This is a genomic window from Morganella sp. TYF_1, from assembly GCF_043105645.1.
GTDB lineage: Bacteria > Pseudomonadota > Gammaproteobacteria > Enterobacterales > Enterobacteriaceae > Morganella > Morganella morganii_B.
This window is the reverse complement of sequence record NZ_JBICLU010000001.1, coordinates 14,308-27,167: the sequence shown is the minus strand read 5'-3', so window position 1 is coordinate 27,167 and position 12,860 is coordinate 14,308. Positions and strand designations below refer to the sequence as shown.

Below are 12,860 nucleotides of genomic sequence, written 5' to 3'. Positions count from 1 at the left end.
AGATAACGTCCTGACGGATGTTCCTCAGAACGCTTCCCACTCTTCCTCGTATTTTTCTTTGACACCCTCCGGCATGGCATGATGCGGTGTTACCTGCGTATTCGTAACAAAAGAGGCAGCCCTTGTTTTTTGTACCGGGCTTTGCAGGGCATTCCGGATATTGAAGATCGCGACTGCATCAGTCAGTCTGCCGGCCTGGTCTTCCAGTGCGGCGGCAGCGGAAGCTGACTCCTGTACCAGTGCCGCATTCTGCTGAGTAACAGTATCCATTTCTGATACTGCCCGGCCGACCTGGTCAATACCTCGGCTTTGTTCTTCCGATGCCGAGGCAATTTCGCCCATAATATCGGTCACCCGGGTAACTGCGCTGACAACCTCAGTCATGGTTTCACCGGCACTTTCCGCCTGTTTTGACCCCACATCTACACGGCTGACAGAATCTTCAATCAGATTTTTGATCTCACGGGCCGCCTGCGCGCTGCGCTGGGCCAGATTACGCACTTCACCGGCCACGACAGCAAATCCGCGGCCCTGCTCGCCGGCACGGGCGGCTTCCACAGCCGCATTCAGTGCCAGAATGTTGGTCTGGAAGGCAATGCCGTCGATCACACTGATAATATCTGAAATTTTCTGCGAACTGCCTGAAATATCCCGCATGGTCTGCACAACGCTGTTAACCACCAGACTGCCTTTGCGGGCCGTGTCTGACGCATTCTGTGATAAGTGGCTGGCTTGAAGGGCATTCTCTGCGTTTTGTTTTACCGTGGATGTCAGTTCTTCCATACTGGCTGCGGTTTCTTCCAGTGCTGAAGCCTGCTGTTCAGTACGGGAGGACAGATCATTGTTTCCTGTGGCGATTTCGCTGATACCGGTATAAATCGCATCGGTTCCGGAACGGACATTATCGACAATATCAGTCAGTGAGTTTTGCATATTATCTAATGCATCTGTCAGCATATATATTTCATTGAATCCGGACTTATCAATATGGTTTGTCAGGTTTCCGTTTGAAATGTCATGTATATAATTTATCGCTCGGTCAAGTGGTGATGTTAAAAGTTTTTTGAAACCAAATAAAATGGCTAATATTATTAATAAAAAGATAAATATTAAAGATATTATAATAAATGATATTTTTTTGATGAATTCATTAACGGAATCATTCATTTCTGATACAATAAAATCAACGTCGCTAAGATATTTTGAGTAAATTTTATCAAAAGCTTCACGTTGAGGTGTTATATCATAATTGTGAAATTCTTCCATGGCGTTGTTTTTTAATATATTCAGCATTTTTTCAATGCTCAGATGATATGCATTATAGTTTTTTGATAACTCACTCAGCAATTCAGGATTGACCCTGCTTGGAATAGCGTCAGCAGTATCCCACTCTTCTTTGGATTTTTTCAGTGCGGCCATGGCGGTGTTTAAAATCGCTTCGCCCTGCGCAATCCGGTTCTTATCAAACCTGGCGGCTGCGCGGGATGCATCAAGCCTTGCTTGTTGTAAATTCGCTGCTGAATCATTAACCAGATCAATTCGTTGTTTTATCGAAATAACAGCAGAAAAATCATTTCCTATATTGACGATAGATGTGTAAAAAAAAGTGCCGGTTATTAACTGTGATATCATTAATATCAAAACAAAACATAATAAAAATCGTGATGTTTTTATTCTTTTTAACATGTAAAACCTCTGGTTTAAGTATTATCTTCACCGGATGTAAATTAATTTATTTTTTATTTATATATAACATATAGATGTTGTTATTATGTGAATAAATAATTTCATCCGAAGTGTGACGTGCGTAAACTAATTCAAAGAGATAATTGATGGAAATATATCCAATTTATAGATTTTCATTCCATATATATCATCTCCCATAAGTATATATCGGCAGGGAAATAAGGAGACTAAATGTCGGAATGAAAATATATACAGAAGTGTCCGGATGAGAGTAAATATTTTACCAGATGTAACATAATCAATAATAAAATTATAGTGGTGTGAGAAATATTATACCACACTGAATCCTATCAGTACCGATGACAGGTTTTCAAAAATGGCGTTAATCAATCTCTGAAAGAAAGGAGAGAACGAGTACATCAGTAAACTCAGTGACAGCATACCAATGCTTAATGACAGCGGAAAACCAACGACAAATATTGATAACTGTGGTGTCAGCCGGTTGAGTATCCCCATAATCAGGTTCAGACAAAGCAATACGCTGACAATAGGTAAAGCCAGGATCATACCGCTGGTGAAAATTAATCCCGATGTCTGCACAAAAATCATAAACCCTTCGGATCTAAGGAGGTTGTGCTGGATAGGTATCGCTTCGAAACTCATAACCAGTGCGTCAATCAGCATCAGATGACCGTTGAAGGCAAGAAAAAGCAGTGTTGCCAGTAAATTCAGGATACGTGAGATAACAGGCATGTTTTGTCCGCCTGAAGGGTCATAAAACGTCGCAAACGAAAGACCCATCTGCAAGCCGATAATTTCCCCGGCATGGCGGATAGCAATGAAAATAAACTGTATTGTCAGCCCCATGGCCACGCCAATCAGTATTTGCTGGATACCGACCCATAACGCATCGATTGAAAATATATTGACCTGTGTCTGAGGAAGGCCGGGTGCAACCAGTAACGTCAGTATCATCGCCAGTGCGATTTTGGTTTTTTTATTGATTTCTTTTTCATTAAAAATCGGCGATGAACTGAAAACGGCAAGAATACGTAAAAATGGCCAAAAGTATTGGTTAATCAGGGGGTATAAACTGAGAACGGAAAGCGAGAGCAAGGGTTACCCCACTGAACCCGGAATATTGGTATAAAGGGTATGCATATAATCCAGGAAAATCACCAGCATTTTAGGGCCAAGCATAATACCGACAACAACGATCATTAAAATTTTAGGGATGAATGACAACGTCATTTCGTTGATTTGGGTTGATGCCTGCAGAATACTGACAACCAGACCTGTACCCAGGGCTGTCAGAAGCAGAGGAAGCGCAATAATCAGGCCGACTTTGATTGCCTCATAGCCCATACCCATAATACTTTCTGGTGTCATGCTGCTTCCTTAAATTTAACTGTAAAAGCTTTGTGCCAGCGATCCCATGACCAGCTGCCAGCCGTCAACAAGCACGAAAAGCATCAGCTTGAAGGGGAGTGAAATTGTCGCAGGCGGAACCATCATCATACCTAATGCCATCAGTACGCTGGCAACCACCAGGTCAATGATCAGAAAAGGAATGAAAACGGTAAAACCTATCTGAAACCCGGTTTTCAGTTCACTGATAACGAATGCCGGCATCAGAACCCGCAGCGGGACATCCTGCGGTGTCGCGTAGTTATCATGTTTGGCGATACGGGTAAACAGCGCTAAATCACTTTCACGGGTATGTTCCAGCATAAACGCCCTGAAAGGCTGTTCCGCTCTCGGCAGCGCTTCTTCCATCGTGATTTTATCTTCTGACAGCGGTACCCAGGCATTTTCATAAACATCACTGAACACAGGCGCCATAACAAAAAAGGTCAAAAATAATGCGAGACCTAATAAGACCTGGTTTGGGGGTGTTGATGGTGTTCCCAGCGCACTGCGTAATAATCCCAGCACGATGATAATCCGGGTAAACCCGGTCATCAGCAGTAAACAAGCCGGTAAAAATGTCAGTGACGTTAACAGAACCAGTGTCTGAACCGGTAATGACCAGCCTTCCGAGTGGCCGTCCCGCATCAGCAGGAGATCACTGTTTGCAGCCCAGGAGATCTGAGGGAGTAACAGTGAAAATACCGCTGTCAGTACAGGAATAATGTAATGTTTACGCATCATTTTTATCAGCTCCGCTTTTCCCGGCGGTCAGTCCTTTTAGTATTTTTTTGAAGGGTGCCGGGACAGGATCTGATAGTTCTTCAGCAGGTTTTTCCATTGTGGCCAGACATTGCATATTTTGCTGACAGACACCTAATAATAACAATTGTTCATTGAATTCAACGACGACTAACCGGCCATGTTGTCCGATAAGCTGGTTATGTCTGACGGTAACCAGGTTTGATCCGTTGCCGGTTTTTCCGGAAAAAAAACGTAACCGTTTAGCTACCCACGCACCAACAACGAAGAGGAGAAGTACCAGGACTAATCCTCCTCCCACCTCACTGATAAGGCCCCCCGGTGTAAATACAGGGCCTTCCGGTGTTGTTGTCTGCGTTGTTGATTGTGCTTGTGTTGTCATTATCGGCTCAGACGATGGATCCGTTCGGAAGGCGTAATAATATCGGTAATACGTATCGCAAATTTATCCGAGATAACGACGACTTCACCCTGGGCAATCAGGTAGCCATTAATTAAAATATCAAGAGGTTCACCGGCCAGACCATCCAGTGAAACGATTGACCCCTGGTTTAACCTCAGAAGTTCTTTAATCGTCATCTTTGTTCTTCCGAGTTCAACGGTCATGTTTACCGGAATATCCAGAATCAGATTGAGATCTTCAGGGAAGCTGTTTGTGATATGGTCAGTCGCCGCATTGGATGTTTTATTCTGCTCTGATGTCTCAGCTGCGGACTGCTCACTCATAGCACTTCCCCACAGGTCATCTAAATTATCCTGATTTCCGGTTGGTGAAGTTTCGTTATCACTCATTTTTCAACTATTCCTTTGTAAATGATAATAAAGCCGAGGGAATGAGATTCTCGACTTGTAAAGCATACTGATTTTCTCTGCAGCCATATTTCGCTGACAGTACGGGAACTCCGTCAACAGCAGCTTCAATTAAATCGGGTTTATCAAATGAAATAATGTCGCCTTTCTTTATTTTTAATACATCAGAAAGACGTGTCGGAATATTCACTAACGTTGACACCAGTTCGAGCTCAGTATTTTTTACCTGCTGCGCGAGTGTGTTACGCCAGTTTGTATTTTCCTGCCGGGAATTTTCCAGCGGCGGATTCATCAGTAATTCTCTGATAGGTTCAATCATGCTGAAAGGAATACAAATATCAAACTCACCACTGTGTGATCCCACCTCAACATAAAACGGTGTGGTGACCACAATATCATTTGGTGATGATGTGATATTTGTAAATTTCACTTGTATTTCAGAACGGACATATTCTGTTTTCAGCGGAAAAATAGAACTCCAGGCTTCATCATAGGCCTGTAATGCCATGTTCAGCATGCGGTTAATTATGCGTTGTTCTGTCGGGGTGAATTCACGGCCGTCAACTTTTGTCGGAAAACGACCATCCCCGCCAAACAGGTTATCAACTGTAATAAAGACCAGATTAGGCGAACAAACGAATAATGCAGTCCCTCGCAAAGGATTCAGATGCACTAAGTTCAGGTTTGTCGGTACCGGAAGGTTACGGGCAAACTCATGATAAGGCTGAATTTTTATCCCGCCTACAGTGACGTCAGGGCTACGGCGTAATAAATTAAATAAGCCGCTGCGAAACTGCCGTGCAAAACGTTCATTGATGATCTCAAGTGAATGCAGACGTTCACGAATAACACGGCGTTGTGTATTCGGGTCGTAAGGCTTGATATTCGCATCAAGATTCAGCTTATCTTCAGAACTGCTGTTTTCTGCCTGGTTTTCACCATTTAACAGCAGATCAATTTCAGCCTGGGATAAAAAACTATCAGACATAAATATTACCGTAGTATAAATGCATTAAATAAGACATCTGTTATCTGTATGCTGTCCTGACCGTTCAAAGACTTATTTATTACATCTTTAATTTCAGACATCAAACGCTGCTTACCTTCGTCGTTTAATAAATCACCCGATTCCTGATGAGAAAATAACATCAGTAAACGACTGCGGATTTCCGGTAAAAATTTCTCAATATTTTGTTTTGACGTTTCGTTTGCCAGTCTCAGCGTCAGGCCGATATATAAAATCTTAGGGCTTCCCGGCACTGATGGTTTCAGGCTGATCGTAAAGGCTTCCAGAGGAAAATAAATCGGCTCAGGTGATACAACAGCTGGTTTGGCTACAGTTTCCGATGCAGTATTCATTAATGTATCTTTTACTTTCTGATGTTCAAACCACATATACCCTGCAAATGCGATTGCAGAGATAGTCAGACTCATCATTAATAGTAAAAGAAATGGAAACTTAGATTTTCCTTCACTTTTTTTTTGTTTCTTCCTGGCCATTCTTGAATTAATTCCTGTATAAAAATCTGTATGCCAAAAATGGCAATAAAGATGAGATGTGTATCTTATTACATCTCATCAGTTAGACAATTCAGTGAAAAGCGAAAATTAATGCCGGCAGTTTAAGGGTTGATTCGCTTATCGTCAGGCGAACGTATTGATACCATTACGATAATAAGTTAATTGTGTTGCCGGTGCCGGCTCTTCATGCTCTTCCTGAATATCCGGATCTTCTTTTCTGAGCCGTTCCGGTGTTCCTGCCCGCTTATCCCCCGGTGTGGTTCCGGAATCTGCGCCGATATGGCTTTGTCCGAGCTGAATTCCGGATTCATTTAACGACTGGCGTAAATTCGGCAGGGCGTTTTCCAGGGCATCACGGGCGTGCGCGTGCTCAGCGATGAAATGAATACTCATACGCTCATTATTCATCCGCATACTGATTTGCACCGCGCCGAGTTCTTCCGGATGTAACCGCAGTTCCGCATGCTGGATACCATTACGGGCGAAAAGTGCAATCTGCTGTCCCAGTGATTTTTGCCATTCTGCTGTTCCGGTTGTCTGAGGCAATACCGATACAGGAACCGGGGCGGATGCGGCCGGTGTTATGGTTGCAGGCCGGGTTTCCGCAATCCCTGCCGGCAGTAATGTTGTTCTTTCAGGAAGGGTATTTTCATGACTGACAACAGATTCATCCGTCTGCATATTACCGTATACCGGTACCACAGGTTCAGCAGGTTTACCGGATAAGACTTCAGCCGGCTGCGGCGCTGAGGCCGGCGGTGCATTCCGCGCTTTATCAGACACCAGCGTCATCCGGTTATCCGGATCCTGTCTGACGGTACTGACGGCATCACGGACCTGCGCGGCGGTGGTTGCCAGTTCATCAGGTACGTCAGCGGCTGCGATGTCGGTTTCCGGCATCATTTTTATCAGCGGGGATTCAGCAGCGGTATCACCGCCTTCTGCCGGTACGCCGGCTACCGGTTTGCCGTCAGCGGTTAAGGCAGGCTGATCAGCGCCGGCCGGTAACGGTAATGCCGGCATCGGTTGTTCGAGCGTGTTAACCGGCGCGGTAATGAGTGCTATCTCATTGACCGGGTTTTCCTCCGGTGGTTTCTCATTATTTTCAGACGCATTGTCTGTTACCGAGGCTAACAAGGCCATATAACCGGCCATATCAGCGGCAAAATCACCCTGCCCGGTGTAATCCTGATGGTTGAGACTATCAGGCGTGCCGGAATAGGTAGGTATCATATTTATGTTCATTTAAGTATTCCTGCGGGTAACACGTTGAGCGAATTCATCCATCAATTTTTGGTCACGCCGGTTTTCCTGCATTACGCGGGCAACTTCAGCGCGTTGTTTCAGTGTGTCGAAAGCATTAAGCCGTTGTTTATCCTTGTGCCATAAACCAACAGCGTTATCGACTGAGTGCTGACACAATTCCACCTGGTGTTTCTGGTGATTGATGACCTTACCAAGCGAGGCAATAAATGATTGGTGTGACAATAATTCAATGACTGTCATCCCTTTATCCGTCATCCCTGACTGCATTTGCTGCTGATATTCCTGCTCATAATTTTCGAGCGATGTCAGCTGGTTGTTAGCATGAGCATATTCCTGCCGCATCTTTCCGAGATGGTTCGTGGTATCGGTCAGCTTTTTATCGGCCAGGTCGCGTAATACGTCCATAGGGTCATGACGGTTCATAGTATCCACTCTGTTTATTCATCAGGCAGCTCAGGAAAAAGTGCGGAAAGCTGTGTGTAACAGGCTTCGTATTCACTTTGCTCATAAATACCTTGTTGCAGATAGCGTTCAAGACGGGGGTAGAGCGCTATTGCCTGATCCAGTAACGGGTCAGTACCGGCCGCATAGGCGCCAACGCTGATAAGATCGCGGTTACGCTGATATGCAGAGAGTAATTGTTTGAATCTCTGAACCTTTTTGTAATGTGCAGGCGCGATGATTTCCGTCATTGCCCGGCTTATGGATGCTTCAATATCAATCGCCGGATAATGGCCTGATTCTGCCAGCCGCCGTGAAAGTACGACATGCCCGTCAAGAATTGCACGGGCGGAATCCGCGATCGGATCCTGCTGGTCATCACCTTCTGTCAGTACGGTATAAAAAGCGGTAATGGAACCCCCGCCTTTGATGCCGTTACCGGTCCGCTCCACTAATGCAGGGAGTTTGGCAAACACGGAAGGTGGATACCCTTTCGTGGCCGGCGGTTCCCCGATCGCCAGTGCTATTTCACGCTGTGCCATGGCGTAGCGGGTCAGTGAATCCATGATGAGCAGGACATTCAGACCGCTGTCACGGAAATCTTCGGCGATACGTGTCGCATAAACGGCCCCCTGCATACGCAGGATAGGCGAGACATCTGCCGGAGCAGCAATGACCACGGAACGGTTTACGCCGTCTTTACCGAGAATATTTTCGATAAAGTCTTTTACTTCGCGTCCCCGTTCGCCGATTAATCCCACGACAATCACGTCCGCTTTTGTGTAACGGGCCATCATCCCCAGGAGTACACTTTTCCCGACACCGGATCCGGCAAACAGCCCCATTCGTTGTCCGCGTCCGACGGTCAGGAGACCATTGATTGCCCGGACACCGACATCCAGCACATTCTTTATCGGATCGCGCAGGAGCGGGTTGAAAGGAGCGGTAAACAGTTCACCGTACTTTTCACATACCGGAACCGGCAGGCCATCAAGAGGCCTGGCTCTCGGGTCAAGCACCCGGCCGAGCAGTTCTTTACCCAGCGGCAGTTTTTTACCGGCGGTATATTTTTTTTCAGTGTAAATCAGCGCGCCCGGCAACAGGCCCTCGACATGCTCCAGCGGCATCAGATAGAGCGTCTTGCCATTGAAGCCGACGACTTCACTCTCGATGTATTGCTGCTCGCCGCCGTTATCGCGGGCAACAAAACACAATGCCCCGATAGGCAGTTTCAGCCCGGCCGCTTCCATGACCAGTCCGGTTGCCCGGACCAATTTTCCGTATTGCCGGTATGGCGGTAACTCTGTGATTTCCTTTTCCTTGGTATCCAGTGCGTTAAGCCATTTTTTTAATCCGGAGGTCATTTATAATTATCCTCGCGTGCCAGCTCGCACAGCATCTTCCAGCGCATTTCGAGGCTTTCGTCGATCTCCATTTCGTCGGTGGTGATACGGCACCCGCCGGGTAACATGTGGCTATCCGTATTCAGTGACCAGCCGCGGGCAGCCAGCGTTTTTGAAAACTGTTCTTTAATCAGATCACTGTCCTGTTGACTGACCCATAAACAGGCTTCATTTTTCAGCAGAGACTCATCACGGAGAATGTCTTTTATACGTTCCTGTAACAGCGTTGTGCTGATATCACCGATAGCCTGTGTGCCCAGCACTGAGCGTGTGGCGCTCAGTGCCAGCTGCATCAGTCTGGAAGGGATAACATAGTCGAGATTGTCGAGAGAGCTTTGCAGGTTATGCATCAGCTCACCCAGGCGGTCAGTCATTTCCTTCTGCCGCTGCGCCATCTCTTCTTTGCCCTGTTCCAGGCCTTTTTGTCTGCCTTCTTCTAATCCGGTATCAAAGCCTTCTTTCCGTCCGGCCTCATAACCTTGTGAGCTTCCCTGCTCAAACCCTTTTTTTTCCGCAGCCTGACGCAGACGGGCATGCTCGGCCCTGGATGCTTCGTCAGACACGGTATTATTGCTTTGCGTGTCGGCAGGGATCACAGGCATGTCGTCCTTGCTGCCGGCTAATAAATCAGCCGGTACCCATGGCTGCCATGAATTTTGCGGAGCATTATCAGACGTAGACATCTTCACCACCACCAATAACAATCTCACCGCTTTCTGCGAGGCGTCTTACCAGGTTAAGGATATTTTTCTGTTCAGTTTCTACCTGAGACATACGTACCGGACCACGGGTATTGAGGTCGTCGATCATAATTTCAGACTGACGGCGCGACATGTTACGGAAGAACTTGTCACGTAATTGCTGATCAGAACCTTTAAGTGCAATAATGAGCGACTCCTGCTCGATATCCTGCAGGATCCGCTGAATACTCCGGTCTTCCATTTCCACCAGGTTTTCGAACAGAAACATTTCATCAATGATTTTCTGAGCCAGTTCCTGGTCAAACTCTCTGACGGCAGCAATGGCGGCATCTTCCTGCTGACTTTTCATCAGGTTCAGAATTTCCGCAGCCGGTCTTACGCCGCCCATCTTGCTTCGTTTGAGATTCTGGCCGTGCAGCAGATTATTCAGGACCTCAGTCAGTTCCTGTAATGCGGCAGGCTGAACACCACCGAAGGTGGCAATACGCAGCATGATGTCATTACGGATTTTCTCGTCGAACCGGGCCAGCACATCCGCAGCCTGGCTGCGTTTGAGGTGAACCAGAATCGTGGCAATAATCTGCGGATGCTCGTCACGAATCAGATCACAGACAGACTGCGGCTCCATGTCGTTCAGTGTTTCAATACCGTCATTACTGGACTGGGTATCGAGCAGATCCTCAAGCAGGCTGGCGGCGCGCTCTTCACCGAGCGCCCGTACCAGAACATTACGCAGATATTCATTGGTATTAATATTGAGCGTGGCATACTCGCCGGCATCACGATGGAATTCACTCATCACCTGCGAAAGCTGTTCGTAGGTGTAGCTGCTCATTTTGGCCATCGCGCTGCTTATTTCGGTGACTTCATGCGTATTCAGATGCTTAAATACAGCTGCAGCACGTTCATCACCTAACGTAATCATGACAATGGCGCTTTTTTCATAAGCATTCATGATGATTTTTGCTCCTTATTTATCCACTGACGGATAACCAGTGCGATAATTTGTGAATCATGCTCTGCGAGTTCACGGAGCTTATGCATGTTCTCTTCGCTCTGCATTTTCTGTTCAGCTTTCGAGCGTAAATTGTCTTCTGCACGTTTGAGCTTGGCGTCAATTTCAGCCTGACGTTTTTCTTTCTCCATCTCCAGGCGCTGAAGTGCCATTTCATGGTGCTTCATCCAGAATGGCTGAACCGCTTTACGCCACAGAATCCAGGCCACAATGAGCACCAGCAGATAACGCAGTGCGGTCAGACCGGCATCGATAACAGCGGGTTGTTCCCACAGCGGCGGAGTTGCAATATCGTCCAGCGTGCTGAAAGGAGTATTCACGATATTCAGGGTATCGCCGCGCGGGACGGAGAAACCGATGGCTTCTTTGGCAAGCGCTTCAATTTTATCCATCTGCTCTTTTGATAACGCAATACTCTCTCCCTCATCATTCACCTGGTTATTGATGACGATGGCGGCAGATAAGCGCATCAGCGTGCCCGTACTTTTGCGGGTATGGGTTAAGGTTTTATCGACTTCGTAGTTAGTCGTTTCCTCGTTACGCTGGCTGTAAGGGACGGATGGTGTACCGGCGGTTCTTGCATTCGCGGCTCCCTGCTGCCCCTGGGCGGCATTGCCTGCGTTGTTGCCGGCATTATTCCCTGCATTACCGTTAGCGGCGGTATTGGCAGCCGGATCCTCAATCGGAGCGACCGGTGCGACAGGCGGCTGATTACTCAATGCCCCCGGAACACCGCCGGCGGCATTGCGTCCGCCCTGCTCGGAAGAGCTGCTCTGACGGCTGCGGATAGCCATTTTGTCAGCGGCGGTATTCGGCTGATATTGCTCTGACGTTTGTTCCTGCTCAGTAAAATCAACCTGCGCGGTCACCTGAGCCCGGACATTACCGGCCCCGACAATCGGTGACAGAATCGCAATGATCCGGCGCTGATAGTCCGCTTCAATCTCGCCGGTATATTTCAGCTGAGAGGTTTGCGTCCCTTGTCCGCCATTTTGCGTCAGCAGCTGACCGTTCTGATCAACGATGGTGACATTGGCCGGTGTCAGGCCCGGAACAGCACTGGAAACCAGGTGTGTAATAGCATTGACCTGATTCGGATCCAGTGTACCCCCTCTGGCGATTGTCAGTGTGACAGAGGCCGAAGGTTGCTTTTGTTCTCTGACAAAGAGTGATGCTTTCGGTAACGCCAGGTGAACACGGGCATTACTGATCGAGCCGATAGTATCAATCGTCCGGGAAAGCTCGCCTTCCAGAGCACGTTGATAGTTAACCTGCTCACTGAACTGGCTGATACCAAATTTTTCCTGATCCATCAGTTCAAAACCGACGGTTCCGCCTTTTGGTAAACCCTGTTGCGCCAGTTTTAAACGTACTTCGTATACCTGATCGGCCGGAATGAGTATGGCGCCGCCATGCTCTTCAAAGCGATAAGGAACCTGCATCTGCGCCAGCTGAGCGACAATTGCTCCGGCATCCTGATCGCTGATGTTACTGTACAGCAAGCGATAATCAGGACTTCTGGCCCAAAGCAGTAAGGCAACAACAACAGAGAGTGCTGCTGCAGCTGCAATTGCAAAGATAATTTTCGGGTTAGCCCGAAAGCGTTCAAGTGCGACTTTGAACTCTTCAGCGATATTTTTTTTGCTACTCGCGGTTGTGGCATTCATGCCATAGTCCTGTATATATGAATAAAGCAACTACCAAACAAAGGCTAATATGACCTTATAAAAAATAAGGCTGATTGTGTTTTGTCACGGATAATACCACCGCACATTATCCATAAGACCGACTGACAACCAATGCATAATAAGTTCCTATTTGTGTGAACTTATCAGGCTATGATGCACT

The 12,860-nt window shown here is 47.0% G+C and carries 14 protein-coding genes; all 14 read right to left on the bottom strand.

Annotated elements, in window-relative coordinates:
• Positions 1 to 24 precede the first annotated feature (24 nt).
• Positions 25 to 1,686, bottom strand: coding sequence for a methyl-accepting chemotaxis protein (locus tag ACF8OF_RS00140; protein ID WP_337999361.1), 1,662 nt, complete (start codon positions 1,684 to 1,686; stop codon positions 25 to 27).
• 330 nt (positions 1,687 to 2,016) lie between these two features.
• Positions 2,017 to 2,802 carry a flagellar biosynthetic protein FliR gene (fliR, locus tag ACF8OF_RS00135; RefSeq protein WP_262860394.1) on the bottom strand — a complete coding sequence of 262 codons (786 nt, stop codon included), beginning with the start codon at positions 2,800 to 2,802 and terminating at the stop codon, positions 2,017 to 2,019.
• A gap of 3 nt (positions 2,803 to 2,805) precedes the next feature.
• A complete protein-coding gene (locus ACF8OF_RS00130) occupies positions 2,806 to 3,075 on the bottom strand; it encodes a flagellar biosynthetic protein FliQ (protein WP_274371343.1) in 270 nt (89 codons plus the stop codon).
• A gap of 15 nt (positions 3,076 to 3,090) precedes the next feature.
• Positions 3,091 to 3,834, bottom strand: coding sequence for a flagellar type III secretion system pore protein FliP (gene fliP, locus ACF8OF_RS00125; RefSeq protein WP_392495385.1), 744 nt, complete (start codon positions 3,832 to 3,834; stop codon positions 3,091 to 3,093).
• Positions 3,827 to 4,237: a flagellar biosynthetic protein FliO gene (locus ACF8OF_RS00120; protein ID WP_274371344.1), complete on the bottom strand. Its 411-nt coding sequence runs from the start codon at positions 4,235 to 4,237 to the stop codon at positions 3,827 to 3,829. The genes fliP and ACF8OF_RS00120 overlap by 8 nt, the downstream gene beginning before the upstream one ends.
• Positions 4,237 to 4,647: a flagellar motor switch protein FliN gene (gene fliN, locus ACF8OF_RS00115; RefSeq protein ID WP_025152320.1), complete on the bottom strand. Its 411-nt coding sequence runs from the start codon at positions 4,645 to 4,647 to the stop codon at positions 4,237 to 4,239. The genes ACF8OF_RS00120 and fliN overlap by 1 nt, the downstream gene beginning before the upstream one ends.
• Positions 4,648 to 4,654: 7 nt before the next feature.
• Positions 4,655 to 5,653 (bottom strand): flagellar motor switch protein FliM, encoded by a 999-nt coding sequence (fliM, locus tag ACF8OF_RS00110; protein WP_274371345.1) that lies wholly within the window; start codon positions 5,651 to 5,653, stop codon positions 4,655 to 4,657.
• A gap of 5 nt (positions 5,654 to 5,658) precedes the next feature.
• Complete coding sequence (fliL, locus tag ACF8OF_RS00105) at positions 5,659 to 6,165, bottom strand: flagellar basal body-associated protein FliL (RefSeq protein WP_262860397.1); 507 nt, start codon at positions 6,163 to 6,165, stop codon at positions 5,659 to 5,661.
• A 144-nt stretch (positions 6,166 to 6,309) separates the two neighbouring features.
• Positions 6,310 to 7,431, bottom strand: a complete 1,122-nt coding sequence (locus tag ACF8OF_RS00100) for a flagellar hook-length control protein FliK (protein ID WP_274371346.1) — start codon at positions 7,429 to 7,431, stop codon at positions 6,310 to 6,312.
• Positions 7,432 to 7,875, bottom strand: a complete 444-nt coding sequence (gene fliJ, locus ACF8OF_RS00095; protein ID WP_349467801.1) for a flagellar export protein FliJ — start codon at positions 7,873 to 7,875, stop codon at positions 7,432 to 7,434.
• 14 nt (positions 7,876 to 7,889) lie between these two features.
• Entirely contained in the window at positions 7,890 to 9,257 is a 1,368-nt protein-coding gene (gene fliI, locus ACF8OF_RS00090) for a flagellar protein export ATPase FliI (protein WP_274371347.1), read from the bottom strand.
• A complete protein-coding gene (locus ACF8OF_RS00085; RefSeq protein ID WP_349467802.1) occupies positions 9,254 to 9,979 on the bottom strand; it encodes a flagellar assembly protein FliH in 726 nt (241 codons plus the stop codon). Before ACF8OF_RS00085 ends, fliI begins: the two co-directional genes overlap by 4 nt.
• Positions 9,966 to 10,952, bottom strand: coding sequence for a flagellar motor switch protein FliG (gene fliG / locus ACF8OF_RS00080; protein ID WP_274371349.1), 987 nt, complete (start codon positions 10,950 to 10,952; stop codon positions 9,966 to 9,968). The genes ACF8OF_RS00085 and fliG overlap by 14 nt, the downstream gene beginning before the upstream one ends.
• Positions 10,949 to 12,679: a flagellar basal-body MS-ring/collar protein FliF gene (fliF, locus tag ACF8OF_RS00075; RefSeq protein WP_274371350.1), complete on the bottom strand. Its 1,731-nt coding sequence runs from the start codon at positions 12,677 to 12,679 to the stop codon at positions 10,949 to 10,951. The genes fliG and fliF overlap by 4 nt, the downstream gene beginning before the upstream one ends.
• Positions 12,680 to 12,860 lie beyond the last annotated feature (181 nt).

Excerpts from the sequence above, each read along its gene's own strand:
- ACF8OF_RS00140 (WP_337999361.1), bottom strand. The coding sequence starts at position 1,686 with ATGTTAAAAAGAATAAAAACATCACGATTTTTATTATGTTTTGTTTTG.
- ACF8OF_RS00130 (WP_274371343.1), bottom strand. The coding sequence starts at position 3,075 with ATGACACCAGAAAGTATTATGGGTATGGGCTATGAGGCAATCAAAGTC.
- fliP (WP_392495385.1), bottom strand. The coding sequence starts at position 3,834 with ATGCGTAAACATTACATTATTCCTGTACTGACAGCGGTATTTTCACTG.
- ACF8OF_RS00120 (WP_274371344.1), bottom strand. The coding sequence starts at position 4,237 with ATGACAACACAAGCACAATCAACAACGCAGACAACAACACCGGAAGGC.
- fliN (WP_025152320.1), bottom strand. The coding sequence starts at position 4,647 with ATGAGTGATAACGAAACTTCACCAACCGGAAATCAGGATAATTTAGAT.
- fliM (WP_274371345.1), bottom strand. The coding sequence starts at position 5,653 with ATGTCTGATAGTTTTTTATCCCAGGCTGAAATTGATCTGCTGTTAAAT.
- fliL (WP_262860397.1), bottom strand. The coding sequence starts at position 6,165 with ATGGCCAGGAAGAAACAAAAAAAAAGTGAAGGAAAATCTAAGTTTCCA.
- ACF8OF_RS00100 (WP_274371346.1), bottom strand. The coding sequence starts at position 7,431 with ATGAACATAAATATGATACCTACCTATTCCGGCACGCCTGATAGTCTC.
- fliJ (WP_349467801.1), bottom strand. The coding sequence starts at position 7,875 with ATGAACCGTCATGACCCTATGGACGTATTACGCGACCTGGCCGATAAA.
- fliI (WP_274371347.1), bottom strand. The coding sequence starts at position 9,257 with ATGACCTCCGGATTAAAAAAATGGCTTAACGCACTGGATACCAAGGAA.
- ACF8OF_RS00085 (WP_349467802.1), bottom strand. The coding sequence starts at position 9,979 with ATGTCTACGTCTGATAATGCTCCGCAAAATTCATGGCAGCCATGGGTA.
- fliG (WP_274371349.1), bottom strand. The coding sequence starts at position 10,952 with ATGAATGCTTATGAAAAAAGCGCCATTGTCATGATTACGTTAGGTGAT.
- fliF (WP_274371350.1), bottom strand. The coding sequence starts at position 12,679 with ATGAATGCCACAACCGCGAGTAGCAAAAAAAATATCGCTGAAGAGTTC.